This is a genomic window from Woeseia sp. D3-10 (assembly GCF_055809415.1).
This window is the reverse complement of sequence record NZ_JBVVTW010000007.1, coordinates 759,489-784,481: the sequence shown is the minus strand read 5'-3', so window position 1 is coordinate 784,481 and position 24,993 is coordinate 759,489. Positions and strand designations below refer to the sequence as shown.

Annotated in this window: 22 protein-coding genes and 1 pseudogene; 20 read left to right on the top strand and 3 right to left on the bottom strand. The window is 56.8% G+C overall.

The window, feature by feature from the left end:
- Window positions 1-39: 39 nt before the first annotated feature.
- The gene (locus tag AC0L8N_RS04395) at window positions 40-1,341 is read right to left on the bottom strand and encodes a M20/M25/M40 family metallo-hydrolase (RefSeq protein ID WP_473666358.1); all 1,302 of its coding nucleotides are present in this window, start codon (window positions 1,339-1,341) and stop codon (window positions 40-42) included.
- A 268-nt stretch (window positions 1,342-1,609) separates the two neighbouring features.
- Between AC0L8N_RS04395 and AC0L8N_RS04390 the strand changes: the two genes are divergently transcribed.
- On the top strand, window positions 1,610-2,980 hold the full coding sequence (locus AC0L8N_RS04390; RefSeq protein WP_473670031.1) for an amidohydrolase: 1,371 nt from the start codon (window positions 1,610-1,612) through the stop codon (window positions 2,978-2,980).
- 431 nt (window positions 2,981-3,411) lie between these two features.
- Here AC0L8N_RS04390 and AC0L8N_RS04385 read toward each other — a convergent pair whose 3' ends face one another.
- A complete protein-coding gene (locus AC0L8N_RS04385) occupies window positions 3,412-5,103 on the bottom strand; it encodes an N-acyl-D-amino-acid deacylase family protein (RefSeq protein ID WP_473666357.1) in 1,692 nt (563 codons plus the stop codon).
- Window positions 5,104-5,568: 465 nt separating this feature from the next.
- On the opposite strand from AC0L8N_RS04385, the gene AC0L8N_RS04380 reads away from it, so the two are divergent.
- The 19 genes and pseudogenes from AC0L8N_RS04380 (at window position 5,569) to AC0L8N_RS04290 (ending at window position 24,024) form a co-directional block, all read left to right on the top strand.
- Window positions 5,569-6,465: a hypothetical protein gene (locus tag AC0L8N_RS04380; protein WP_473666356.1), complete on the top strand. Its 897-nt coding sequence runs from the start codon at window positions 5,569-5,571 to the stop codon at window positions 6,463-6,465.
- A gap of 532 nt (window positions 6,466-6,997) precedes the next feature.
- The gene (gene ppa, locus AC0L8N_RS04375; protein WP_473666355.1) at window positions 6,998-7,531 is read left to right on the top strand and encodes an inorganic diphosphatase; all 534 of its coding nucleotides are present in this window, start codon (window positions 6,998-7,000) and stop codon (window positions 7,529-7,531) included.
- Between the two features lie 184 nt (window positions 7,532-7,715).
- The gene (sstT, locus tag AC0L8N_RS04370; protein WP_473666354.1) at window positions 7,716-8,924 is read left to right on the top strand and encodes a serine/threonine transporter SstT; all 1,209 of its coding nucleotides are present in this window, start codon (window positions 7,716-7,718) and stop codon (window positions 8,922-8,924) included.
- A 191-nt stretch (window positions 8,925-9,115) separates the two neighbouring features.
- Window positions 9,116-10,066 carry a type IV pilus biogenesis protein PilM gene (gene pilM, locus AC0L8N_RS04365; RefSeq protein WP_473666353.1) on the top strand — a complete coding sequence of 317 codons (951 nt, stop codon included), beginning with the start codon at window positions 9,116-9,118 and terminating at the stop codon, window positions 10,064-10,066.
- Window positions 10,067-10,069: 3 nt separating this feature from the next.
- Window positions 10,070-10,696, top strand: a complete 627-nt coding sequence (locus AC0L8N_RS04360) for a PilN domain-containing protein (protein WP_473666352.1) — start codon at window positions 10,070-10,072, stop codon at window positions 10,694-10,696.
- Window positions 10,693-11,355, top strand: a complete 663-nt coding sequence (locus AC0L8N_RS04355; RefSeq protein WP_473666351.1) for a hypothetical protein — start codon at window positions 10,693-10,695, stop codon at window positions 11,353-11,355. The genes AC0L8N_RS04360 and AC0L8N_RS04355 overlap by 4 nt, the downstream gene beginning before the upstream one ends.
- Window positions 11,348-11,665, top strand: coding sequence for a hypothetical protein (locus tag AC0L8N_RS04350; protein ID WP_473666350.1), 318 nt, complete (start codon window positions 11,348-11,350; stop codon window positions 11,663-11,665). Before AC0L8N_RS04355 ends, AC0L8N_RS04350 begins: the two co-directional genes overlap by 8 nt.
- A gap of 22 nt (window positions 11,666-11,687) precedes the next feature.
- Window positions 11,688-12,659 carry a secretin N-terminal domain-containing protein gene (locus AC0L8N_RS04345; protein ID WP_473666349.1) on the top strand — a complete coding sequence of 324 codons (972 nt, stop codon included), beginning with the start codon at window positions 11,688-11,690 and terminating at the stop codon, window positions 12,657-12,659.
- 82 nt (window positions 12,660-12,741) lie between these two features.
- Window positions 12,742-13,383: a type II secretion system protein GspD gene (locus AC0L8N_RS04340; RefSeq protein ID WP_473666348.1), complete on the top strand. Its 642-nt coding sequence runs from the start codon at window positions 12,742-12,744 to the stop codon at window positions 13,381-13,383.
- 42 nt (window positions 13,384-13,425) lie between these two features.
- A pseudogene (locus tag AC0L8N_RS04335) lies at window positions 13,426-15,196 on the top strand (GspE/PulE family protein).
- Entirely contained in the window at window positions 15,197-16,426 is a 1,230-nt protein-coding gene (locus tag AC0L8N_RS04330; RefSeq protein WP_473666347.1) for a type II secretion system F family protein, read from the top strand. It begins immediately after the preceding pseudogene.
- Complete coding sequence (locus tag AC0L8N_RS04325; protein ID WP_473666346.1) at window positions 16,426-16,977, top strand: type II secretion system protein; 552 nt, start codon at window positions 16,426-16,428, stop codon at window positions 16,975-16,977. The genes AC0L8N_RS04330 and AC0L8N_RS04325 overlap by 1 nt, the downstream gene beginning before the upstream one ends.
- Before the next feature lie 85 nt (window positions 16,978-17,062).
- Window positions 17,063-17,494, top strand: coding sequence for a type II secretion system protein (locus tag AC0L8N_RS04320; protein ID WP_473666345.1), 432 nt, complete (start codon window positions 17,063-17,065; stop codon window positions 17,492-17,494).
- Window positions 17,495-17,591: 97 nt separating this feature from the next.
- Window positions 17,592-18,047, top strand: a complete 456-nt coding sequence (locus tag AC0L8N_RS04315; protein WP_473666344.1) for a type II secretion system protein — start codon at window positions 17,592-17,594, stop codon at window positions 18,045-18,047.
- Window positions 18,048-18,050: 3 nt separating this feature from the next.
- Entirely contained in the window at window positions 18,051-18,572 is a 522-nt protein-coding gene (locus tag AC0L8N_RS04310; protein WP_473666343.1) for a GspH/FimT family pseudopilin, read from the top strand.
- Window positions 18,569-19,033 carry a prepilin-type N-terminal cleavage/methylation domain-containing protein gene (locus AC0L8N_RS04305; protein WP_473666342.1) on the top strand — a complete coding sequence of 155 codons (465 nt, stop codon included), beginning with the start codon at window positions 18,569-18,571 and terminating at the stop codon, window positions 19,031-19,033. Before AC0L8N_RS04310 ends, AC0L8N_RS04305 begins: the two co-directional genes overlap by 4 nt.
- Window positions 19,030-19,887, top strand: coding sequence for a type II secretion system protein (locus tag AC0L8N_RS04300; protein WP_473666341.1), 858 nt, complete (start codon window positions 19,030-19,032; stop codon window positions 19,885-19,887). The genes AC0L8N_RS04305 and AC0L8N_RS04300 overlap by 4 nt, the downstream gene beginning before the upstream one ends.
- Before the next feature lie 16 nt (window positions 19,888-19,903).
- Window positions 19,904-20,302, top strand: a complete 399-nt coding sequence (locus AC0L8N_RS04295; protein WP_473666340.1) for a pilus assembly PilX family protein — start codon at window positions 19,904-19,906, stop codon at window positions 20,300-20,302.
- Window positions 20,302-24,024, top strand: coding sequence for a DUF6701 domain-containing protein (locus tag AC0L8N_RS04290; protein ID WP_473666339.1), 3,723 nt, complete (start codon window positions 20,302-20,304; stop codon window positions 24,022-24,024). Before AC0L8N_RS04295 ends, AC0L8N_RS04290 begins: the two co-directional genes overlap by 1 nt.
- Window positions 24,025-24,094: 70 nt before the next feature.
- On the opposite strand, the gene AC0L8N_RS04285 is transcribed toward AC0L8N_RS04290, so the two are convergent.
- On the bottom strand, window positions 24,095-24,637 hold the full coding sequence (locus tag AC0L8N_RS04285; RefSeq protein ID WP_473666338.1) for a hypothetical protein: 543 nt from the start codon (window positions 24,635-24,637) through the stop codon (window positions 24,095-24,097).
- Window positions 24,638-24,993 lie beyond the last annotated feature (356 nt).

The following is a 24,993-nucleotide window of genomic DNA, read 5'->3' as shown; positions in this document are numbered from 1 at the left end:
GCCGACGAAGGACTCTGAACGGGCGACAGGATCACGCAGCTAGTTGGCAATACCCGCGGTAGCCAATAAGGTCAGGATACCGATCTGCATTGCCAGGTAACCCTGATCGTTTTCCCACCATTCATCCGGAGCGTGAGCATCGCCACCTTTGCCGCCACGGCTCATTGTTACAGCCGGCACGCCGATGGAAATGGGCAGGTTGGCATCCGTCGATGATATACGCAGCTCAGGTTCAATGTCGTACGCTTTGGTCGCCGCCATCGCCCGTTGTACCAATTCCGATTGCGGGTCGCCCATAGCCGCCGGGCGGGTGCCAACTCGCTCTACGTCTACCGTCAGCGCTGCATCTCTTGACCTTCCCTCGTTTTCTTCCTGCAGCGCTTGCTGTACAGCCTCTTGCAGTACGGCATCGATATCATCGAGTTTGTCTTGATTGCCCGACCGCATGTCGACTTCCATCCAGGATTCGAACGGCACGGAGTTGATGGAGGTACCGCCACCGATGCGACCAATGTTGTAGCTGGTCTTCTCGCCTGTCTCTGTCACCGCCGGCGCGTTCTCATCGAACAAGGCAATGGCGCGGCCGAGTGCGTGGTGCGGATTGGCGGTACCGAAAGCGCCCCAGGAATGCCCGCCAGGACCTTTGAAGGTCACTCTGTAACGGTGTGAACCGACGCCGCCATAAACAATTCGATCGGTTTCGCCACCGTCAACGGCAATCAACGCATCTATCTTGCGCGCGCCTTCGCGGAACAGGTGTTTAACTCCGCGTAAATCGCCAAGGCCCTCTTCGCCAACGTTGCCGATAAACAGAATGTCGGCATCAGTTTCTATGTTCGCGTGTTGCAGAGCGCGCAATACACCGAGGACGACGACCAACCCGCGGGTGTTGTCGCCAATGCCAGGCGCGTACATGCGCTTGCCATCAAAGCGAACAGTAACGTCAGTATCTTCCGGGAAAACCGTATCCAGATGACCACTGTAAGCAACAACTTTGTCGCCACTCCGACCGGGGCGCAGCCCGATAACATTGCCTGCTGTATCAATAGAAACATCAGTTAATCCTGCTTCGCGGAGTAACTCGGCGAAGCGTTCCGCACGGCGTTGTTCTTTAAACGGTGGCGCCGGAATTTCAGTCAGCTCAATGAGATCCGCGTGCGAGCGTGGTTCTATGTCAACGACATGCGCCAGAGCAGCGGCGACGGCCGGGTTGGTCTTAAGCGCAGTCATTTCGTCGCTGTAGCGTGGCTGGACTTCGGTGGTCGCGGCGTTAGTTCCGAGTGAAATGAGAGTGACAGCGAGCGCCCAGAAACTGCGCAAGTAACGGGTCTGATGTGTCATTGATAATCCTGTAGTTGAACCCGAAGGTCGTTGAATCCGGCGCCGATTATCGCGCCGAATTAGGGCCTGCGGTATGCCGGGAGCGGTTCTGAGCTTAAGGCAATCACCCGGTTGCCGCCAGCGGCAATACTTGCAACACTGCATAGCTTGCTGACGAAGACTTTACCCGCTTTGCAATGCTGTGAAGCGATTGAGGAGAAAGCTGGTGTTGCGAATTGTATGGCGAAAATACCTTGTGTTGTCGATTGCAGTGATAACGACGAACGTAATGGCTGATGATCGGGACGAATTGATGTCATTCATCGACGGGCGTTACGAGCAAACGGCGGATCTTGCACAGAACCTCTGGGAGCTGGCCGAGGTTGGCTATCAGGAAACCCGTAGCAGCGAATTGCTGCAGGCCGAATTGCGCGCGGCCGGCTTTACCGTAGAGACGGGCGTTGCCGACATTCCGACGGCCTTTCAGGCCAGTTTCGGCTCAGGCGGGCCGGTCATCGGTATTCTCGCTGAGTTTGATGCGTTGCCGGGCATCAATCAGGACGCTGTGCCGCAGCGCTCGCCGATACCGGGCAAAGGAGCCGGCCACGCCTGCGGGCACAACCTGTTCGGTGCAGGATCAATCGGCGCTGCCATAGCAGTGGCACACTGGCTCGAACAAAGTGGCCACCCCGGAACAGTGCGACTGTACGGTACGCCGGCAGAAGAGGGCGGCAGCGGCAAGGTCTACATGGTGCGTGCCGGCCTGTTTGATGACGTGGACGCCGTAGTTCACTGGCATCCCAGTGACCAGAACTCCGCCGAAGCCAGCACGACGCTGGCAAATCGTTCTGCCAAGTTCCGATTTCGCGGTGTGTCGGCGCATGCGGCCGGCGCACCGGAAAAGGCACGTTCGGCACTGGATGGAGTTGAAGCATTCAATCATATGATCAACCTGATGCGCGAACACGTGCCACAGCAAACCCGGATTCATTACGTCATTACGGCCGGCGGTGTTGCGCCGAACGTCGTCCCGGATTTCGCGGAAGTTTTTTACTACGTGCGGCATCCTGAGGCAGCGACAGTTCGCGAGATATGGACGCGTCTTGAAGAGGCGGCGAAGGGCGCTGCACTGGGCACGGGCACTCAAGTTGACTGGGAAATCATTCACGGCAACCACCCGGTGCTCGTCAATGACGTGCTCGCCAGGATGATGGATGAAAAACTGCGGCAGGTGGGTGGTGTGGAATACAACAGTTCGGAACAGGCTTTTGCGGAACAGATCTACGCGACATTGAACAAACCAGGCCTGTCACTCGGTAGTCAGGAAGAAGTGCAGCCGTTCGAGAAGAGCCTCGGCTACGGTTCGACTGACGTGGGTGATGTGTCCATGGTCGTGCCGACAGTCGGACTCAATACTGCGACCTGGGTGCCGGGAACCTCGGCGCACAGTTGGCAATCAACGGCAGCGAGTGGAATGACTATCGGCTTCAAGGGTGCGCAGGTCGCCGCCAAAGCGATGTCACTGGCGACGATTGAGATGTTCCAGAACGAGCAATTGCTGAAGGACGCGAAAGCGGAGTTTGACGAATGGCGCGGCAATGATTTCGTCTATGAAGCAATGCTCGGCGATCGGCCACCTGCTCTCGATTACCGAAACTGAGTGCCGGCCGTTAGCGGTCGTGACGAGAATACGGGCCGTCGCACTTAACAGGTACCGTTGACGGTAGAGCAGGGTGAACAAAAAAAAGCAGGCCGCAGCACGCGGCCTGTTTTTTTATCGACAATAACTTGGATGCAGGGTCAGATCGTTATTGTATAGACGGGGTAGCAAGGAGCGCGCGATAACCGTGTGGCGATTCACGGTATTTCCCCGCCACACATACCCGTTCTTGCAGCGTCAGTGCAATCCCCGGCAACACAACAGCGTGCAGTACGCCGTTTGCTCCGACCCGCTGGTGCGCGGCAAGCACTCGCCAACGATGGTGTTGTTGTCGCGTACTTGCCGTTGCAACGGTATTGAGATTCGCTGGACTTGCCGGGATTAGGCGGCAAGCTTCGAACCGCGTGACCAGCAATCTCGCCGCAACGCCGCTAGTTGCGTTTTGAACGCAAGACCAGGCCGGGTTCCGATCCGGTGTAGCTGCCTTCTGCTATTACAGCAACCCCATTGACGATCGAATAGTCTATGCCTTCCGCGTAAAGCAGCGGTTCGGTGAACGTCGCTTTGTCCTGAATTTTCTCGGGGTCGAATATCACGATGTCGGCGGCCATTCCGGGGCTGATTCGGCCTCGGTTAAACAGGCGCAGACGGTTTGCTGGCAGCGAAGTCATTTTGCGCACCCCTTCTTCCAGCGTGAGTACACCCTCGTCGCGTACGTACTTGGCGAGTACCCGCGGGAAAGTGCCGAATGCACGTGGGTGGGCCGAGGATACGGAAGCCGGATTCACAGGCGATGCATCACTGTCGATGGACATGAACGGCGCGCGCAAGGCCTGAATTTTTTGTTCTTCGTTCATACTCTTCGGCGACACCCCGACATCCCACAGCGAATTCGACACTTGCAGTAAGTCGAAAACCAGTTCCCACGGATCGACACCGGCCACGTCAGCGGCTTCCTGAACGGACATGCCGACATAGATCTCGTTCTTTTTCGGGACCGCTTTGGTAATCAGCGCGTTGTCCCAGTTACTTCCAATGTGGCGGTACCAGTTTTCCCAGTCGCTGGTTGATTCGGTTTCCGCGCGTAAACTGGCTCGAACGGCGGGATCTGACAAAGTGGCGACGAAGGCGTCTTCACCTTGTGCATAGTGGCGGGGATGAAAAAACGAGCCTAGGAATATGCCGTTGCGGATATACGGGTAGACGTCTGCTGTCACGTCCGATCCGTTTCGTCGTGCCAGCGCGATGCGATCCAGCGACTTCTGCATCAATGGCCAGTTCTCCTGACCAGCGGCTTTTAGGTGATAGATGTGTACAGGTAGGCCGGCTTCTGCGCCGATTTCTATGGCTTCTTCCAACGCTTCAAGTACGCGAAAACTTTCGTTGCGCATGTGCGTCAGGTAGATGCCGTTGTAGCGAGCGGCGACTTTGGCAAGTTCAACAAGCTCTTGTTTGCTGGCATAGGTGGCCGGCGGGTATATGAGCGATGTTGCCAAACCAAAGACCCCGTCCTCCATGGCTTCGGCGACGATGGCTTTCATCTGTTCCAGTTCGGCCGCGTTCGGCGGACGGTCTTCGTTGCCGAGAACGACCAACCGTACTTGGGCGGCGCCAATGTTGTGGACCGCGTTGAGCGGAATTTTGTGTTTTTCGAGTAACGCAAAATACTCTTTGTACGTTTGCCATTTGACCTCGACTCCATCGATTTTGAGCCCGACAGGAAAGGTCTCATCGTTGTGCGGTGCCTCTGTCGTCAGTTCGCCAACCAGCAGTGTGGTTACGCCCTGGTGAAGTTTGCTTAGTGCGCTGTCGGGATCGACCAGCAACGGCAGTGTGCTGCCGCCCATCATGTCAATGAAGCCGGGGCTGACTACACGATCCGCGGCATCAATTGTTCGCTGTGCGGGACGCTCTGCCAGATCGCCAATTTCGACGATCTTGCCATTGCTAATTGCGATGTCAGCGCGGTACCAGGGTGCACCTGAGCCGTCAACGATGCGCCCGTCGGTGATTAGCAGGTCGTATGCTTGTTCAGTCGGGGTTTCTGGTTGTGCTGCGTCATCGGCGCAGGCCGTAACCAGGCAAGCAAGAGTTGCGAGCAATATAGTGTTGGTGCGAGTCATTATCTGGGCCTCGGAATGTCGCTTATTTGGTCAAGGCAGCGACGGTTCAGACTACGCATGAGATCGGACACGGTACCGTGCAACGACAAAAAGGGTAGTCAGGGGTTATGCCAGGCCAATAGCCGTTTCACACTGCGGTATTCGCTGCACGTGCCGCAGTTCATTCGTCTATTGACAAGTTATTAACAGACGAACAAGAACGGGATTTCCGCCAATCTAACTGCGGTGGGCAACTCAGAGCGGGCTCGTTTGCCGGGAAAAGCGGGTAGGACCTGCCGACTTCGTACGAGTGCGGGTGCAAAATGAAGGCTGAACGAGCGATCAGGCAACTTGCTCCCGATTTTTCCATACCCGGTTTCACTAAATGACGTATTTACAAAATCAGGGGTAAATCATTTGTCCGAATTCGCTATCTTCATTTTCGGTAGTATAGCTTTTCAGCTTTTAACGACGACGCAGAGAACAATGATGCATTTGAGAGTTTTGGGAAGAATACAGTTATACGCAATATTGTTAATCTGCTCGGCGATCTGGGTTCCGATTGCTCATGCACAAAACTACTCAAACATTGTACGGGTCTGCAATAAGGGGAATGCAGATCTGATATACGTAAAATTTTCGACAAACAGCGGTACGTTATTCACAGGTGAAAACGGATTAGTTGCCGGGTGGTACACAATTAAACCCGGGGAATGTCCGGATGTAAATTATGAAAGACATGACAGTGTGGCATTAGGATTTCTGCAAAGGAATGACCAAGGCACAACCGGAAACCCCGTCTATACTAGTTCCGATGCTGCAGCAGCGGGGAAATACGAATGGGCTCCCAGCGCTATCTGCGTAAAGATTGGTGAGGTTATTGACTACAGTGGTGGACTTGGCGCCGTACAAGATAAGTTCCTGCCGCCGTGCCGCGATGGCCACGCTGAATTCAGAATGTCATTTGGAGTTAAACCTAACGATGGCTATCCGGAGTTCAATTTGAGGCCCATGCGAGACGACGCACTCATTCCCTGGAATGGTGCCAAGGCGGACGCGCGGCAACTTGCAAAGGAGAAAATCGATGAGGAGAACGCCGCCAAAGAATTAGATGCTAAAGAAATACGGCGTTTAGGATTGTACTTTGAAGAATATGAAAGCCTGGCAGGCGCATTCGAAGTGCAAAATGACTGCAAAGAATTTGGGGAAACATATTCAAGCGTGTCCTTGTTAGGAAGCGGGGTTAAGGGCGTCGCCTTTATGAACTCGAAAAATCCCAAAACCATACAATCACGAAACACAATGCTATTTCTCGTCGATAACCTAAGAGACCAAGTCGCGTCAAAAATCGATGCGCGAAATTGCGAATACAGTGGCCATTAGCGCCATACCAATTTCTTGCTGGTTTTCCCGTGCTTCGTTAGTGATGTGGGCTTGCCCCGGTTCAGGTCCGGGTCGTTAATGGAATTGCTCCACTGTGCGCACCATAACGGGTCGGCTTGGTAATAAACCGCCGGCCACTGCATGTGCCCTTCCCACACGTTCCAATGCTCAAGGTTAACGTCCAGGATTTCATCCATGCGTCCGTTTATGGGCGTGCCGGGAGCTTGCAGGATTACGCTGCCAATGTTCGGGTCATTCTCACCATGGGCGCAAAATAGTCTATAGGAACAATAGGCTACGGAATAACACTCGAAATACGGAGTGATCTGCCGGAAGTGCAGCCCGGCCGGAACATCCCGGTCATCGATTTTCTATCCGAGTCCAGGGATGTCGACAGAGCAGCGGATTTTTTTGACAAAAACGTGTACATTGCCGCCTCCGCTGGACCTGGAGCGGCGTGACAGCACCGTCTGCTAGACTGATTGCCGCCGAGATCAGGGCCGCTCGACCCAATCAAACACAGGTTCAGAACATGCGTATCGATGCCATATCGATCGGGGACAATCCCCCGAACGACGTTAACGTTATAGTTGAAGTTCCACTTGGCGGCCAGCCGATCAAGTACGAGATGGACAAGGATGCCGGCATGCTGGTTGTGGATCGCTTCCTGTACACGCCCATGGCCTACCCGGGCAACTACGGTTTCGTGCCGCACACCTTGTCTGATGACGGTGATCCGATCGACGTGCTCATTTGTAATACCCGCGCGTTAATGCCGGGCTGTCTCATCAATGTGCGTCCGATCGGCGTACTGATCATGGAAGACAATGCGGGCCAGGACGAAAAAATCCTTGCTGTACCGTCGCCGCATCTGACCCAGCGCTGGGAAGCTGTTACCAATTATTCGGACTTGCCGCCCATCACCCTGCAGCAGGTGGAGCACTTCTTCGAGCACTACAAGGATCTCGAACCCGGCAAGTGGGTGAAGATTGGCGACTGGTTTGGCGCCGACAAGGCCCGCGAGCTGATCGTCGAAGCAATTGAACGGGCTAAACGCAAAGCTTGAGCCCGTGATTGGCCTGCGGCGAACACCGGTTCGCTGCAGGCGTAAAGACGCCCGCTGATCGTCAGGGCGCCCCGGCGAGCAACGCTGCCCCGGGCATTTGCGGTCGCCACAGCCGCCGCTTTCACTGATAATGCCGCCACAACACCGTGCGGGCCGGAAGCCTGCCGCAACAAGAGTGGGGATTATGGCTAACCAGACCGTCTTGCAAAGAATTGCCTCGGGTAGCCTCGTGCTGCAAATTGCCGTCGGTATCGTTTGCGGTGTGTTGCTCGCCCTGATCTCCCAGGAAGCGGCGCAAAGCGTCATGTTGTTGGGCAGCCTCTTTGTGCAGGCATTGAAAGCGGTCGCGCCGGTACTGGTACTGGTATTGGTCGCCGCCGCGTTGGCGAATCAGGGCGCCGGTCATCAGCCGAACATGCGGCCCATAGTTATCCTGTACCTGGTCGGCACGTTAAGCGCCGCGTTCGTTGCCGTGCTCCTCAGTACGCTGTTCCCGACGGTTCTGACGCTCAATGTCACGGACATTGCGATGCAGCCGCCGCAGGGTATTGGCCAGGTATTGAACAACCTGTTGTTCAAGATGGTCGATAACCCGGTCAGCGCCATTATGAACGGCAACTTCATCGGCATTCTGGTTTGGGGCGTCGCTTTGGGCGTGAGCTTGCGCCATTCTTCAGCGACCACCAAGACGGCGTTCGCCGATGTTGCCGCGGCCATCACCATGATCGTGCGCATTGTCATACGTCTGGCGCCTGTCGGTATCTTTGGCCTGGTTGCCGGCAATCTGGCAGAAGCGGGTCTGTCGGCGCTGGGTGGCTACGCGCGCATACTTACCGTACTGCTGGGCGCGATGTTGATCATGGCCCTGGTCGTTAACCCACTCATTGTCTGGGTCAGAATACGCAGTAACCCGTACCCACTGGTGTGGACTTGTCTGCGGGAGAGTGGCGTAACGGCTTTTTTTACCCGCAGCTCCGCGGCCAACATTCCGGTGAATCTCGCACTGAGTGAGCGGCTGGGTCTCGAGAAGGACACGTACGCGGTGTCTATCCCACTCGGCGCGACCATCAACATGGGCGGCGCCGCAATCACCATCACCGTGCTGACCTTGGCAGCGGCGAACACGTTGGGAATCAGTGTCGATTTTGCGACCGCGATGCTGTTGAGCGTTGTGGCGGCGTTGTCGGCCTGTGGCGCGTCAGGTGTTGCCGGAGGCTCGTTGTTGCTCATCCCACTGAGCTGCAGTCTCTTTGGAATACCGAATGAAGTGGCGATGCAGGTGGTTGCCGTCGGCTTTGTTATCAGCATCCTGCAAGACTCGGCGGAAACGGCGCTGAACAGCTCTACCGACGTCGTTTTCACCGCTGCAGTGAGTGGTTACCAGCGCCACTGAGGCAGTTCCAGCCCTTTTCAGCCTCGTTTTGCAAGCCGTTCTGGCGGGCAAAACGTGCGTGCTGTCACAGATATTCATCTTGTACCTCAAGTATTTGCGGTTCCTGCCGGTAGCTGTGACGAAGCTCACGACTTATACATAACGCCCCTGCCTATACTCGCGGCGTTCTGTCAAATCAACTGGAATGATCCGTGTTGCAAGGACTCAAGAATGTATCGGTCTCCCGGGGTCGTGCCGCAGTAACCTGGCATGGCGGCCGAGCTGCGTTGGTCAGAGCCTCGCACCGTGATCAACACGTGCCGCGGTTGGAAACGTCGCTGATTGACGTTGCAACCGATGAGCAGGGGCTTACCAATTTGTCCGGTCTGCACCTTGACGGACCCTCTGTGCATCGTTCGGCCATCAGTTCTGTATTGCCGGATGGCAGCTACCAACTCCTGCTTGAAGAGCTGCCGAACGCGCCACGCGCAGAAATGCGCAGCGCTGTCGGTTGGCGCATTAAAGATCGCATTGAGATGGCGCTGGACGACGCCGTGATCGAATTGCTGGAAATGCCGGCAAAGGCACGTGGCGGCATGAACCAGTCTGCTTACGCGATTATCGCCAGACGCGAACAGGTGGCCGCACAAGTCGCGCAGTTGAAAGCCGCTGGACTGAAACTGGATGTGCTGGACCTCCCTGAACTCTGCATGCGCAACCTGGCTGCACGATTGCGCCAGGATCAGGAAGGGGTCGCATTTCTCCACTTTACCGACAACGCAGGGCTGCTGACGATCACCCGCCAGCGCGTGCTGTACCTGATACGGCATATCGATATCGGCCAGCTGCAGTTGGACGATTCACCGAACACCCAGTTGAGTACCGCATTGATCCCGTCGATTTGCCTGGAGCTGCAACGATCGCTGGATTACTACGAAGCGCACTACGACCTGCCGTCCGTGAACACCTTGGTCCTTGGGCCGGGAACCGGTATGGCACCACTCAGAACGGCCATCACTGAACAGCTTGGCCTGAACGTGTTCGATCTCGATTTGAACACCATGTTCGAACTTGACGAGCCACTCAGCGTTGACGATCAGAAAGCCTGTCTATTCGCTGTCGGAGCGGCTTTGCGGCCGGACTCCGCGACAGCCTGGGAATGACCCATGCAACAGGAAGTTAATTTTTACCAGACCCGATTTCGTGAACGCTCGGCGCGTTTTCCGGCGGTATTGTTGTTGCAGGTGGCGGCCAGCGTCATTGTCACGCTGTTCTTGCTTTCTACATATGCCAGCTACCGCATTGCCGGTGTCGACAAGGAGCTGGCGGTGATCGCCGCTCAGGAATCGGCGGCGGTTGAACGGCTCGGTAGTTTGCGCACTACCATTGAGGCTGTGGTTGGCGAAACCAGCTGGGCTGATCGCCTTGATCAGGCCAGCGGTGAACTGTCTGAGAAAGAAGCCAGTCTGCGGCTCATCAGTGGCACTGAACTCGGCGATGCAAATGGATTTGCTCGCCACCTTCGATCGTTAGCCCGACAAACCATGCCGGGTCTCTGGTTAACCAATATCGCGCTATCCGCAAAAGGCGAACGGATCTGGCTGCAGGGCGAAGCGCTACGTGCCGACCTGGTACCCAGCTATTTGCAGTACCTGGCCGATGAAGAGCCGTTTGCGGCGCAACGTTTCCACCGTCTGGAAATTGACCGCGCTGACGACGAGACAGCGCAGACGGTCAGTTTTGTGGTTACCAGTGACGCAACGCTGAAAGCCAATGAGGTGCTTTTTCAATGAGCACCGATTACCCGATCAAAGAAAAATGGATCGAATTGTTGGCGCGCGTTGATGCCTTGTCAGTGCGAGAACGCGTGTTGGTCTTTATCACAGTTCTGGCGTTGTGTGGCACGGCCTGGCATCTGATGCTGATGCAGCCATTGCTGCAGCAGGCTGCCAAAGCCCGTCAGGACATTACGGAAACGCAAGCACGAATTGAACTCGCTAACGAAAGTTTGCAGGACCAGGTGTTGCAACTGTCGCAGATCGATTCAACCAATCAGTCCCGCTTCGCGTTGATAAAGCGACGTATTGATGCGCTGGATAGCGAACTGTCTGAATACTCCGGGAAACTCATAGACCCGGGTGAAATGGCTTTCGTCCTGGAGAGTGTGCTGAAAGGCCAGTCAAACCTGCGCTTGAAGCGTATTCGAAACCTCGGTGCCGAAGCGCTGACAGCCGACGACCAGAATGCCGCGGTCGTGCTTTACCGGCACGGACTTGAGATCGAAGTTGAAGGCAGTTACCTGGATTGCCTTGCCTATCTCGAAAAAATCGAAGCGTTGCCGTGGCGTTTTTATTGGCAGTTCCTTGAGCTCGACGTAGTCGAGTATCCGCAGAACCGGGTACGGATTGAAGTGAGTACGTTGAGTCTCGACGAGGAGTGGATCGGTGCATAGGACATTACAAACATTCGTTTCACTTTGCTTGCTCATAGTGTCAGCGGCGCACGCTGAGCTTGGCGATCCGACCCGTCCCAGCTACATATCACCGGCCGGCGACGGCGCTGTTGCGACAGCAGCTTTGCGGGTGAGTGCAGTGTTTATATCCGGCGATCGTCGTATCGCTGTGATCAACGGCCAGCGTCTCCGGGTAGGTGAATCGGTAGGCGGTGCCATTATTAGTGAAATCTTGAGTAACAAAGTCAGTTTTGTACGAGGTGACCGAGCCTTTAGCGTCCCCTTGCTTAGCGCGCAGAGCAGACAGTGAGCGACTACTGGAGCACCACCTGATGATCAAGACTATAGCAACGGCTATCGCCATAACCCTGTTGACGGCGTCCTGCGCCACCGGGGTTCCGCGCGGCGAGACCACCGAGCGCAGCATTCAGGCAGCCATGGAAGAGGCCAGGGCACCGGCACCGGCACAAGCCGTTGCCGCCAAGCCGGATCCGGTTGCTGCCGGACCCAGTCTTCCGCAGTTCGATGAAGAACGTTTCGACGTTAACTCGAGCAACACACCGGCAGGCGAATTTTTTATGGCGCTGGTTGACGGCACCCGGCACAACATCGTTGTCCACCCCGAGGTTACCGGCAACGTTTCACTGACATTGAAGAACGTTAACGTCAACGAAGTGCTCGACGTCGTTAGCGATGTGTACGGCTACGCCTACCGACGCAGCGGCGCGGGTTTCATCGTTTTGCCGGCAAGCGTGCAGAGCCGAATTTTTCAAATCGACTATTTGAATCTGCAACGCAGTGGTTCATCCCGTACCCGCGTCAGCTCCGGACAGGTGACCGAATCGTCACGCTCAGGCCGCAACCGTGGCGGTCTCGGCGGCCTGCAAGACCCGTTGTCGGGTGGTTCAGGCTACCCCGGCGGAAGTGAAAATTCCCAGCAGCAGGTGAGCGGTTCACGAATCGAAACCAACTATGAAGCGGACTTCTGGGCTGAGTTGCAGGACACCGTTGAATCAATAGTCGGTAGCGTGAACGGCCACAGCGTTGTTGTTAACGCACAAGCCGGCGTTGTTGTAGTCAGTGCGATGCCGGACAAGTTGCGCGATGTCGAAACGTACCTGCAGACCATTCAATCAATCGCACAACGTCAGGTCATACTTGAAGCCAAGATCGTCGAAGTCCAGTTGAGCGAAGGCTACCAGGCCGGCATCAACTGGGTAGCTGTGGCGCAGAACAGCCGGGGCGACAGATTACACCTTTGGACAGCTGGCACCTCCGGGCGATTTTTCGGGGAGCCTGGATGAACTCGGTGGTGATTCGGTTGTAGTCTCGCCGGGATCGACTGTAGATGGTTTCATCAAGGAAACGCTTGGCGGTGCATTCACCATGGCATTTGATGTTGGCGACTTTAATGCTTTCATCGAACTGCTTGAATCACAGGGTGACACGCGCGTGCTGTCAAGCCCGCGGGTTTCAACGCTAAACAATCAAAAAGCTGTCATAAAAGCCGGCTCCGACGAATTCTTCGTCACCAGCGTCAGTAGCAATACTGTTACCGGCACATCGTCTACGACCTCACGGGATGTCGAGTTGACACCGTTCTTCAGTGGCATCGCGCTCGACGTGACGCCACAAATCAGCGCCAGCGGCGAAGTCATATTGCACATCCACCCGACCGTCAGCGAAGTCATTGATCAACAGAAGGCCTTGACCGTATCGGGTGAGACCGACACGTTGCCGCTGGCGTTCAGCGAAATTCGCGAATCCGACAGCATCGTCAAAGCGCGCAGTGGCCAGATCATTGTCATTGGCGGGTTGATGCGAAATTCCAGCCGCAAGCAGTCATTCGCAACACCGGTATTGGGCCGAATACCGGGTGTCGGCGGCTTGTTCCGAAGTCAGCGTGACGTCGAGAGCAAGACAGAGCTGGTCATTCTTCTCAAACCGATTGTTGTCGACAACGACTCGGTATGGGCCGCTGCAGCGCGTGACTCGATGTCCCGCATGCAATTGTCTGACGGCCTTTGATCTCGCAGCGGCGGCAAATCGGAGATGACAATGATTGATCCGATGGGAACGACAACGGGCTCGCTACGACGTAAAAAGATGCGTCTTGGCGAGATGCTGTTGGAGGCCGGGGTCATTAGCAATGACGAGTTGCAAGCGGCACTGGCATTGCAGAAGCGCAGTGGCTACAAGCTCGGTCGCGCCCTCATGGAAAGTGGTGCGATCAGCGAGAACGAGCTGCACAGCTTTCTGTCGCGGCGCCTCGATATAGAGTTCATTGACATCATGTCGTTGAAGCTGGATCACGACACGGTGCAGTTGCTGCCGGAAGTGCACGCACGCCGGCATCGATCATTGGTGTTGCAGGCTGATCCTCGCGGATTGCTGGTGGGCATGGCTGATCCGACGGATCTGCTGGGCTACGACGAGCTGCAACGCTTGCTCAAGAAGAAAATACGTTTGTGCCTGGTCAAGGAGTCGGACCTGCTGCGAACGATAGATATCGTCTACCGGCATACCGATGAAATCGACAAGCTGGCAGTTGCGGTCACGGAAGACCTGAGTGACGACGGCATCGATATTGACGAACTGACAGCCGATGAAGACGCGGACGATGCGCCGGTTATCAAGTTGCTGCAATCAATGTTCAAAGATGCGGTGCAAGTGAAAGCATCGGACATCCATATCGAGCCGGGCGAGCACGTATTGCGAATTCGCCAGCGCGTCGATGGTGTGCTGCAGGAACATCAGATTGAAGGGCGTGGCGTTGCCTCTGCCGTAGTTACTCGTCTGAAATTGATGAGCGGTCTGGATATTTCGGAGAAACGTCTGCCACAGGATGGTCGTTTCTCCATGCGCATCAATACCCAAAACATTGATGTGCGTGTATCGACATTGCCGGTGCAACACGGCGAGTCAGTAGTCCTGCGCCTGCTGGATCAATCTGCGAACCTGCTGACATTGAGTAAGCTGGGTATGCCGCAGAATATCCTGCAACGCTTTACCCGATTGATCGAGCGACCGGGTGGCATGGTGCTGGTTACGGGGCCGACAGGCAGCGGCAAGACCACAACACTGTACTCGGCACTCAATCACATTAACCGCCCTGAAACCAAGATCATCACGATTGAGGACCCGGTTGAATACCGCCTCGCCCGAATTAATCAGGTGCAGGTCAACCCGCGTATCGGTCTGGATTTCGGCCGTATATTGCGCACCGCCTTGCGGCAGGACCCGGACATCATGCTGGTCGGCGAAATGCGCGACAAAGAAACCGTCGATATCGGTTTGCGGGTCTGCAACGACAGGTCACCTCGTCTTTTCGACACTACACACAGTCAGCGCGGCAGCAACAGTGAACCGATTGCTGGACATGGGTGCGCCGGGTTATCTGATTGCGGCAGCGTTACAGGGAATTGTCGCGCAACGCCTGGTACGCAGAATTTGTGACAGCTGCAAGGAGCCATTGACGCCGACGGCAAGCCAGGAAGCATGGCTGGCTGAACAACTGGGCGAAGAAATGGCAGCCAAGTCCGAGTTCTTCCATGGCCGCGGCTGCAACTATTGCTACCTCACCGGGTATCGGGGGCGGATCGGCGTTTACGAACTGCTCGAGATCGATTCGCGACTGACTGAGAGCATTCGTCGCGAGGACCTTGATGGATTTCTCAAAGCCTGTACGGAGAAGGATAGCTACGTGCCGCTCAGTAACTGTGCGGTCGAGTATGCGATGAGTGGCATTACCTCACTGGAGGAAGCGATCCGAATCAGTGGAGGCGTTGATATCGACGTCAACGTCGTACGGCCGTCGGCACGCGAGGAAACGGTCCTCTAAATGGGTGATTTTGTCTACAAAGGTCGTTCATCTCGCGGTGAACCGGTGACTGGCAGACTGTCCGGCAGTTCTGCTGATGCGGTTGCTGTGCGCCTGATCAATACGGGTGTTACTCCGGTAGAAATCCGAAATGCCGATCAGAAGACCGGTATGACGGTCGGCGAATTGTGGCGGCGGCTCGGTGGCGGCCGGCCGACGACCAAAGACATGGTGTTGTTTTGTCGGCAGATGCACACGATAACCCGCACGGGTTTGCCATTGCTGAAGGGCATACACGGGCTGATGGACACGACCCACAACGAAGTGCTCAAGGGCACGTTGGTGGAAGTCATTGGTAGCCTGGAATCGGGCCGATCCCTTTCCCAGTCATTGTCGCGGCACCCAAAGATATTTTCTGCGCTGTTCATCAGCATTGTCGAGATCGGCGAATCGACGGGAACGATGGATACCGCATTCCTGCGACTGTACGAATACCTGAGCACGGACGAAGACATCCGCAAACGTGTTCGTTCTGCGATTCGCTACCCGTTGATTGTCATGGCGGCGATCGGTGTAGCGATGGGGATCATTACCTTGTTTGTCATTCCGGCGTTCGAGCCCATCTTCCGCCAACTTGGTGACGACATTCCACTGCCGACCCGCATCATCACCGGCGTTTCCAGTTTCGCCGCTAATCAATGGCCATTGTTGCTGACAAGCATAACGATGCTTGGCGCTGCTGTTGCGCGCTGGGTAAACACCCGATCGGGCCGGATGACCTGGGATCGTTACAAGCTCCGGCTACCGGTTGTTGGCATGATCATGCGCAATGCGGCATTGGCACGTGTTACACGCTCGCTGTCCGTTGCGCTTGAGGCGGGGTTGCCGATCAACCAGACCCTGCGTTCAATTGCCGGCTCAGTTGGGAATGTGTTTTTGGCAGGCAAACTGGATGAATTGCTGGCTGGCGTTGAGCGCGGCGAGTCACTGTCAGTGACCGCACGCAACACTGAGTTGTTCACGCCATTGATCCTGCAGATGATCGCGCTGGGTGAAGAAACCGGGGCACTGCCTGAACTGCTCAGTGAGTCGGCCGACTTTTACAAACGCGAAGTGGACTACGATCTTGAGAATCTAAGCGCTGCGTTGGAGCCGATACTGATCATCACGGTCGGCGCGATGGTGCTGGTTCTGGCGCTCGGTGTGTTCCTGCCCATGTGGGACATGGTCGCCAAGACGAGGGCGGGCTGATGAGCGGCCACGCCAGCCACAAGTACGGTGCAGGCTTCACGCTGCTGGAGCTGGTAGTGGTTATCGTCATTATCGGAACTCTGCTGGTCACCGCGGTAACCCGCTTGTTGCCCTATCTGGACGAAGCAGAACGAGTGTCGGTGCTCAACATTGAGAGCCAACTGAAGAACACACTCGTAATGGAAGCGGCGCAACGAATCGTACGCGGAGATTCCGCGAGCATTGGTGAGCTCGAACAAGCCAATCCGATGACTTTGTTGTTACAGGCTCCGGACAACTACATAGGGGAACAGCGCAGCGGTTCGGACAGCGTCCCGCAGAAGCGCTGGTATTTCGACCCGGACAAGAAGCGTCTTGTTTACCGGATTGGCGAACCTTACACACTGACAGATCGAGATCGACACTGGCAGGACCCGGAGTTCGAAGTGCGGGTGATTTTTGACGACCGCGATGCCGATGGCATTTTCAATGCGGCACGCGATGAACTATACGGCGTTCGATTGTTGCGTATGGCGGGCAGCGAATGGCTGGCCTCCGGCGCGCGATTGTAACGGTGAGTAAGCAGTACCGCAGTACCGCAGTACCGCTGGTCGATGGATCGGCAAACTCTTTCAAACCATGGAAAAGGAACTAGAAATGAACAGTCTAAAAACACGCGGTTTTACGTTGATCGAATTGGTCGTCGTTATCGCACTGCTTGGCATTCTGGCTGCTTTCGCGATCCCGCGATTTGCATCACTGGAACGGGAAGCACGCGCAGCGACGGTACAGGGCTTGTCGGGCAGCCTGCGCAGTGCAGCGGCTATGTCGCACGGCCTGTTTCTGGCAACCGGTGCAACCCCGGTGCTGATGGAAGGCAACAGCATCGACATGGCCAACGGCTATCCCGATGCCGCGACCATCGAAGATACGTTGGCTGACATCAGTGGGTTCACAACCAGTGTTGCAGGCACGACAACGACCTTTACGAAAACGGGCGCTGCGACTCCTGCTACCTGTCAGGTGACCTATGCGGAAGCGGCAGCCAACGCTGCGCCGACAATCACTCCGTCAACCGCCGGTTGCTGATGTCTGCCGGGCGATCCGGGCCCGGGCACTGCAAAGTGTTCCCGGCGTCCGGGTCGGTACGGCCCGGCTTCAATCAGTACGAGTACAGGAGGCACCCATGAACTGCATGTACGACAAAACGAACGTTCGTTCGGCCGGTTTTACACTGATCGAACTGGTGGTGGTTATCGCCTTGTTGGGGATACTCGCAGCTTTCGCTATCCCGCGCTTTGCATCGCTGGAGCGTGAGGCACGGATTGCGACGACGCAGGGGCTTGCCGGCAGTGTCCGCGGTGCCGCCGCACTCGCTCATAGCTTGTGGATAGCCCAGGGCGTAACCCCGGTCGCGATGGAAGGGGTTGCCATCAACCTGACCAACGGTTACCCGGATGCCAGTGATGTGGCTTTGACGCTCGCGGATACCTCGGGCTACAACGTAACTGTGAACGGCGGTGGCGATCAGGCTACTTTCAGCCGTCTGGGTGCACCTAATCCGGCGACTTGCGTTGTCGTGTACGAAGACGCGGTGGTGAATTTTTCACCGAATATTACGACTGATCTCAGCGGGTGCTAGGACATGCGGACGCCGTTGCGTACTTCCGTCAGGAACGGACAGCGTCCGCCGCGTCACCGTGGGCTGCAGCAAGGCTTAACAATCGTTGAGCTGATACTGGTCATCGTCATCATTGGCGTGCTTGGCGCGCTTGCGGGTCCGCGCTTTTTCAATAACCAGACCTTTGCTGAACGCGCTTATGCCGAAGAACTGGCATCGGCATTGCGCTATGCGCAGAAGGTCGCGGTGGGCAGTGGCTGCCGGGTTCAGGTCTCGCTCAGTGCGAGCAACTACACGCTCGCGCAACAAGCGGCTCAAGGGGGGCACTGCAATCCTGCCGATGCGACGTTTCCGCTCAGTGTTGCCTTGCCCACCGGGCAGGCGGCTGCGGGGAATGCGCCGTCCGGTGTGACAGCCAGTCCTGCGGCAACATTTGTTTTTGATGCGACCGGTAGCACCAACCTGGCCGGTGACTTGCTCATCAGTGTCGGCACGCACAGCCTGGATCTGCGCGCCGGCAGCGGCCTCGTGCGGGGGCCGCAATGAACTTCAAACGTCAACGTGGCGTGACTATGGTCGAGTTACTGGTGTCCATTGTTATCGTTGGTATCGCCGCGGGTACCGTACTGGGCCTGCTGGCAACGACAACCAGCGCGAGTGCGGACCCAATGTTGCGTCATCAGGCGTCAGCCATTGCCGAGGCGTATCTCGAAGAGATCATGTTGCGCGCTTACTCGGACCCGGACGGTGTGGATGGCGAGGGGGCCCGGTCAGCTTTTGATGACATGGATGACTACGACGGCTTGTTTGACGCAGGTGCCCGGGATCAATTCGATAACCCGATAGCCGCGCTCGCGGATTACACAGTCAATGTTTCGGTCACTCCGACGTCCGCATTGCCAGGCGTGCCGTCAGGCGACGCGCTGCGGGTCGATGTCCTCGTCAGTCGCGGACCCGACATAAATCTGATTCTAAGCGGCTACCGAACCCGCTCACTGATGCCATGAAGCGCAAACAAAAGGCATTCACGCTCGTTGAACTTGTCGTCACGATTGCGATCAGTGGCATTGTTGTGTCGTTCATGGCGATGTTTATCGCGGGTCCGGTTGCGGGCTTCGCGGATCAAACGCGCCGCGCCGAACTTGTCGACATGTCCGAGAACGCGTTGCGCCGCATTGCTCGCGATATACGTCGCGCCTTGCCGAACAGTGTTCGCGTGACCAGCAACGGTGCGGTGGTTGCTGTTGAAATGCTGAACTCAGTCGACGGCGTACGCTACCGCGAACAGCCACCCGGTGACGCAGACAATCAACTGGATTTTGCAAGCCCCGACAACGCCTTCAACAGTGTAGGCCAGTTCACGCAGATATCGCTGCCGTTCTCGTCCACCTCGCACTACCTCTCTATCTACAACGTTGGGGTGCCTGGCGCTAACGCCTATGAGTTGGCTAACGTCATTACGCCGCCGGGTACACAGATTGATATTGACACTGATGCCATGCCGGGTGAGGACAACGTGCGCATCAGCCCGGCATTCCGTTTTGCCTACGGTTCTCCCGGACAACGCCTGTTCCTGCTGGATGGACCTGTCAGTTATTTGTGCGATACCGCAACCGGAACGTTGCGTCGTTACGCGGGCTATGCGATAGCCACTGGTCAGGACGAGCGGGACAGTGATGCGGAACTGCTGGCTGCGGGTGCAACCCGAGTGCTGGTGACCGACCGGGTGGCTGCCTGCAACATTGCTTACGCGCCCGGTACCGCACAGCGGGCCGGTCTCGTAACTCTCGCCATGTCCGTTGCCGACAGCAACGAACAGGTTGCACTTCTTCACCAGGTGCATGTCGACAATGTGCCCTGACCGGTCCCGCAATTGGGTGCATGCGCAGCGCGGCTTCTCGTTGGTGCCGGCCTTGTTCCTGCTGATCGTACTGGCCGCACTGGGCGCGGTTGCGGTGCGACTGACAGCGGTATCGCAACAAACCACGGTCCTGGCAATACAGGGTGCGCGGGCCTTTTCCGCCGCCCGTGCCGGCGTTGAAGCGTCAATCTACGATGCACTCGTCAACGGCAACTGTGGTAGTCAGAGTGTGACGCTGACAGAAGGCGGGTTGGCGGGCTTCGACGTTGATACATCGTGCAGCAGTACGGCCCATAGTGAGGGCGCTGCAAGTAATACGGTTTACACCATAGATGCATTTGCACGAGCAGGCGCCTATGGAACACCGGACTACGTATCGCGGCGGATTCGCACGACCGTAACGGATGCCATGTGATGCGTAGCTCTCATGTCATTCGACTTTTCGCTGCACAAGTGTTGGTTGGTCTCGTGCTGTTTACTTCGGACGATGTCTACGCTCAGTCGGCACCGGTGTGTACCACGACTACCGTCGGCACTGAGGAATTCTTCGGGATATCCGGCAGCACGGACAGCAATGTTATCGGTGTTGGCGATAACGGCAACATCTACCGATATAACGGTTCGATCTGGGCCGCGATGAACAGTGGAACGAACGATGACCTTAACGACGTGGAAGTCGTTAATGCAGCAACGGCATTTGCGGTAGGCGACGACGGCACGGCATTGCAGCTCGTTGGTGGCACATGGGTCGATCGGAGTGGTTTCACGTCCCGGGACTTGTTCGGTGTCTGGGCGGCGTCTGCGTCGGAGGCTTACGCTGTCGGTGACCGTGGCGAAATCTGGCGCTACAACGGCCTGAGTTGGTCTGACCTGAGTGGTGCGGCAGGAACCGGCAACCGTGACATTGAAGATGTCTGGGGTGATGCCAACTTCGTCTACGCGATGAGTGATCGCGGTGAACTGTATATCTACAACCGGACGACGGGCATCTGGGCCGGGCGCGAGGATTCGTGCCGCAGTGGCAATAATTTTACCGACGTCTGGGGTGATGACGCGGGCAATGTATACCTTGTCCGGCGTCAGGATATTTACCGTTTTAACGGCAGCAGTTGCCAGGTCATTGCCTCCAGCAGCCAGTTCATGAGCGGACTGTACGGCAATGACAGCCAGATCAATGCAGGCGGTGCCAACGGTCAGGCGCTGTATTTCGACGGCAGCAGCTGGAATCAATCCACCGAGGCAAGCAGCGACATCTATGACGTCTGGGTATCGCCAAACGGCACGGCCTACTACGGCGGTGATAACGCCGAGATCACTCGCTGTGCGGTTGTGCAGCCAAACATCGTCGCCGATTGGCCCATGGACGATTGCACACTGGGTTTCAACGGCAGCACCGTCGTCGATGTCGGCCCTAATGGTTTGAACGGTACAACGCAAGGTGGCGTCGATGTCGAAGCCAATGGGCAGCTGTGCAGTGCGGCAGGATTGAACGGTAGCTCTGCTTACGTGCGGGTGCCGGATACAGCGGCGCTGGATTTTTCTGACGCGATGAGTCTGGCCGTTTGGGTGCGACACAACGGCGGCTTGAGCGACTGGCAGGCGATCCTGGCAAAGGGCGATAACAGCTACCGTTTGCATCTGAACGGCGGCTGCGAAATTTCGGACAACCTGCCCGGCAATACGCGCTACGGAATTACGTTGGGCCTGAACGGTGGCTGCGCCGGTGCCGATCTGAACAGTAATGTCGTACCGACGCCCGGCGTCTGGTATCACGTGGCAGCGACTTACGACCGATCCGTCATGCGCATTTACATCAATGGCAATCTCGTCAATTCTGCCAATCACTCAGTGGCGATCAACAACAGCAGCTACGACCTGTTTATTGGCGAGAACTCGCAGAATCGCGGTCGCTACTGGAACGGCGACATAGACGAGCTTACTTTCTGGGACGGCGCTATTTCAGCAACGGAAGTAGCCGCTCATATGAACCGAACGCGACCTTGCGTTTCCTGCGCATCGGCGGAGTTCGTCATCAATCATGACAACAACGGCCTGCATTGCGTTGCGGAAACGATTGAGGTCGGTGTGGTGGACGGCATCGCCGGGTTACCGCGCCTGGATTACATGGCTGAAGTGACGCTGGATACACAAACCGGTAACGGCACCTGGACACTGCTGAGTGGCGCTGGTGTATTGACCGATGGAACACCCGATGACGGTATTGCCACCTACCAATGGGCGCTCAACGACCCGAATGTTGTTTTTGCACTGAGCTACCCGCAGGGTGCGCCGGTGTTCGATATCGATGTCTACCAGTCGTCCGACTCGGGTATCCGTGATACGGATGCGGAAGGGCTCATGACGTTTTCGGCGAGTGGTTTCAGTGTTACCGCCGGGCCTTTGTCCAATCCGCCGCCAGCGACCATCGCGCCGTTCACGGCAGCGCAAACAGCGGCCATTGATTTTCCGGTCTACCTGACTGCGTATGGGCAAACGCCGACGGATCCGGTGTGCGGGGTCATCGAGTCATACGATGGCACCCGCAACCTGCAGGTTTGGTATGACTACATAAACCCGGTTGCGGGCAGTATCGCGCCATCGGTTGATGGTTTGGCGGCGGCGACATCGGAAGCGTCGGCCGGAACGCAATCTGTTGTATTCAACAACGGTCAGGCGGTGGTGAGTGCGCGTTACAAGGATGCGGGCCAGATCAGACTGAACTTCAATGACGACAATATCGCCGATCCGAATCTGCCGAACGGCATACGCGGCGCTACCGGTGCTTTCGTCGTCCGCCCGTACACCTTCGTGCTGACTGGCATACAGGACCCGGGTGGCAATCCGAATCCGGCGGCTGCGGATGCGAGCGGTGCGCCGTTCGTTGCGGCAGGCACACCATTCACTGCCTCTGTCACCGCACTCGATGCGGACGGTGATGCAACGCCGAACTACGGGCAAGAAAGCATCGCAGAAACCGTCTCGCTCGCGACGACGCTCGTGAGCCCGGCAGGTGGCAACAACCCGGCAGTCAATTCTGGCATTGGATTCGGCGCATTCATCGCCGGGACCGCGACAGGCACGGATTTCAGTTGGCCGGAGGTGGGCATTATTTCGTTGACGCCGCAAGTCGGTGATGGCGATTACCTGGGCGCAGGCAATGTCGTCGGTACGCCCTCGGCCAACGTGGGTCGTTTCATTCCGGACCACTTCAATGCAACGACCAATGTGCCCGAGTTTGCGACGGCTTGTACGAGCGGCGCATTCAGCTACATCGGCCAGAATTTCGTCTACGCGACACCGCCTGTGATTACGGTCACTGCGGTTGCGGCTGACGACACGCCGACGGTTAACTACACGGGCGCGTACTTTCGCCTGCAAAACAGCAGTCTGGACAACCGCAACTACATTGCTGCCGCGGGCAATCTCGATACCGGGAACCTGCCGGACATGGCGGTTGATCCGCTTATTGCGGCGGGCGTTGGCGGTCAGGCAACTCTGACGTTCGGGGCCGGCGCGGGGTTGTCGTTTGTAAAAGCTATGCCGGAAGCGCCGTTCAATGCCGACATCTCTTTGTCGATTAATGTTCTGGATACAGACGGTGTCGCGGCACAGACCAATGCGGTCACGTTTCCGAATATGGGGTTCAATGCGGGCAACGAAATGCGTTATGGACGTGTTCGGCTGCTGAACGCGGTCGGCTCGGAGCTGGTCAATTTGCAGGTGCCAATGCTCGCGGAATACTTCGCGGACACGGCGACCGGGTTCGTTGCGAATACCGAGGACAGTTGCACGAGCGATGTTACCCTCAGTCTCGGCGGCTTCAGCGGCAATTTGACGGCCAACGAAACCTGCGCTATTGAGAACGGCAGTCCCGGCGACAGCGGTATCGCTTGTGCAGCGGCGGGACCGGCGGGCTTGCGTTACCGCGAACCGCCGCTAGCCGGCGATTTCAATCTGAACCTGTTAGCGCCGGGCAGTGGCAACGACGGGAGTACGACAGTGACAGCGGATGTCCCGGCGTGGTTGCGCTTCGACTGGAACGCGGGGCTCCCTGGCCTTGAGAATCCCGCTGGAACGGCGACTTTCGGCATATACCGCGGCGAGGACCGGCGTATTTACACTCGGGAAATTTACTGAGGGCAACGCACCCGGATCATCGTCCGCATATCGGGCCGTTTTCGACGAACCCGCAGCCACTTCTGCGCGTTCAGAACGTGAACGCGTCCATGCTGAATTTGAACTGCATGAAAATGACACCGCCGATGTTCGGGTCCACCACGTTGGCATGCGCCATGTCGTGCACCGCTTTCTTTGGCAGGTACGTCAGGTTGATGCCGGCGTAGCGATTGCCAATAGAGACCGCTGGCAATATGCCCGGAAACGGTTGGTAGTCGTTAATGTCTTTGCGCGCCATCAGGAAGCCAACGACACCCGCATCGAAGTACATGCCGCCAAAGCGGTCAGTGGCCAGCAGGCGGCGCTTGATGCCCGCGCCGGCCATGTACGACATGTTGTTGAGGCTGTCGACAAAATAATTCGCGTTGATCGTCTTGATCCAGCGCGAGGTCGGCTGGAATTCATACTCAAAGCCAAGACCCAGATTCTCTTCGTTCCAGTCGTAGTCAGCGTTGATGTGGTGAGACTTGCCATTGATGACAATGTCGAAGTTTCCTGCGAGGGCTGGCTGACTCAGGACGCTGAGCAACAAGGCGACGAGGGCGGCGGTAATGGCGGTGTTTTTAGTAGTCATGCGGTCTATAAAGCAAGGGCTGTGCCACCTTGAATAGATTAATAAAATCAATTAGTTAAGTATCACCGATGGGGCTGGCGTAAAGCCTGCCGACAGTCCCGGCGAGGCGTAATGTGACCGGCTTCACAGTCTGTGTCTGTCGCCAACCGACGACGGTTGCTGGTCATCCTTTGAGCAGCGGATAAAGGCGCAATTCGGGTGCTCTTGCAGCACTTTGTAAAGATATCCGACAGCAGTCTGACCGCCGGCTGGCGAGCGCCGGAATGTGGGTGGTCGGCGGGTTGCGCTGCGGTGTCGTCGACCCATGCTGGCCCCGGCGTCGCAGCCAGCAATGACGCGGGAGGCGCTTGCAAGCA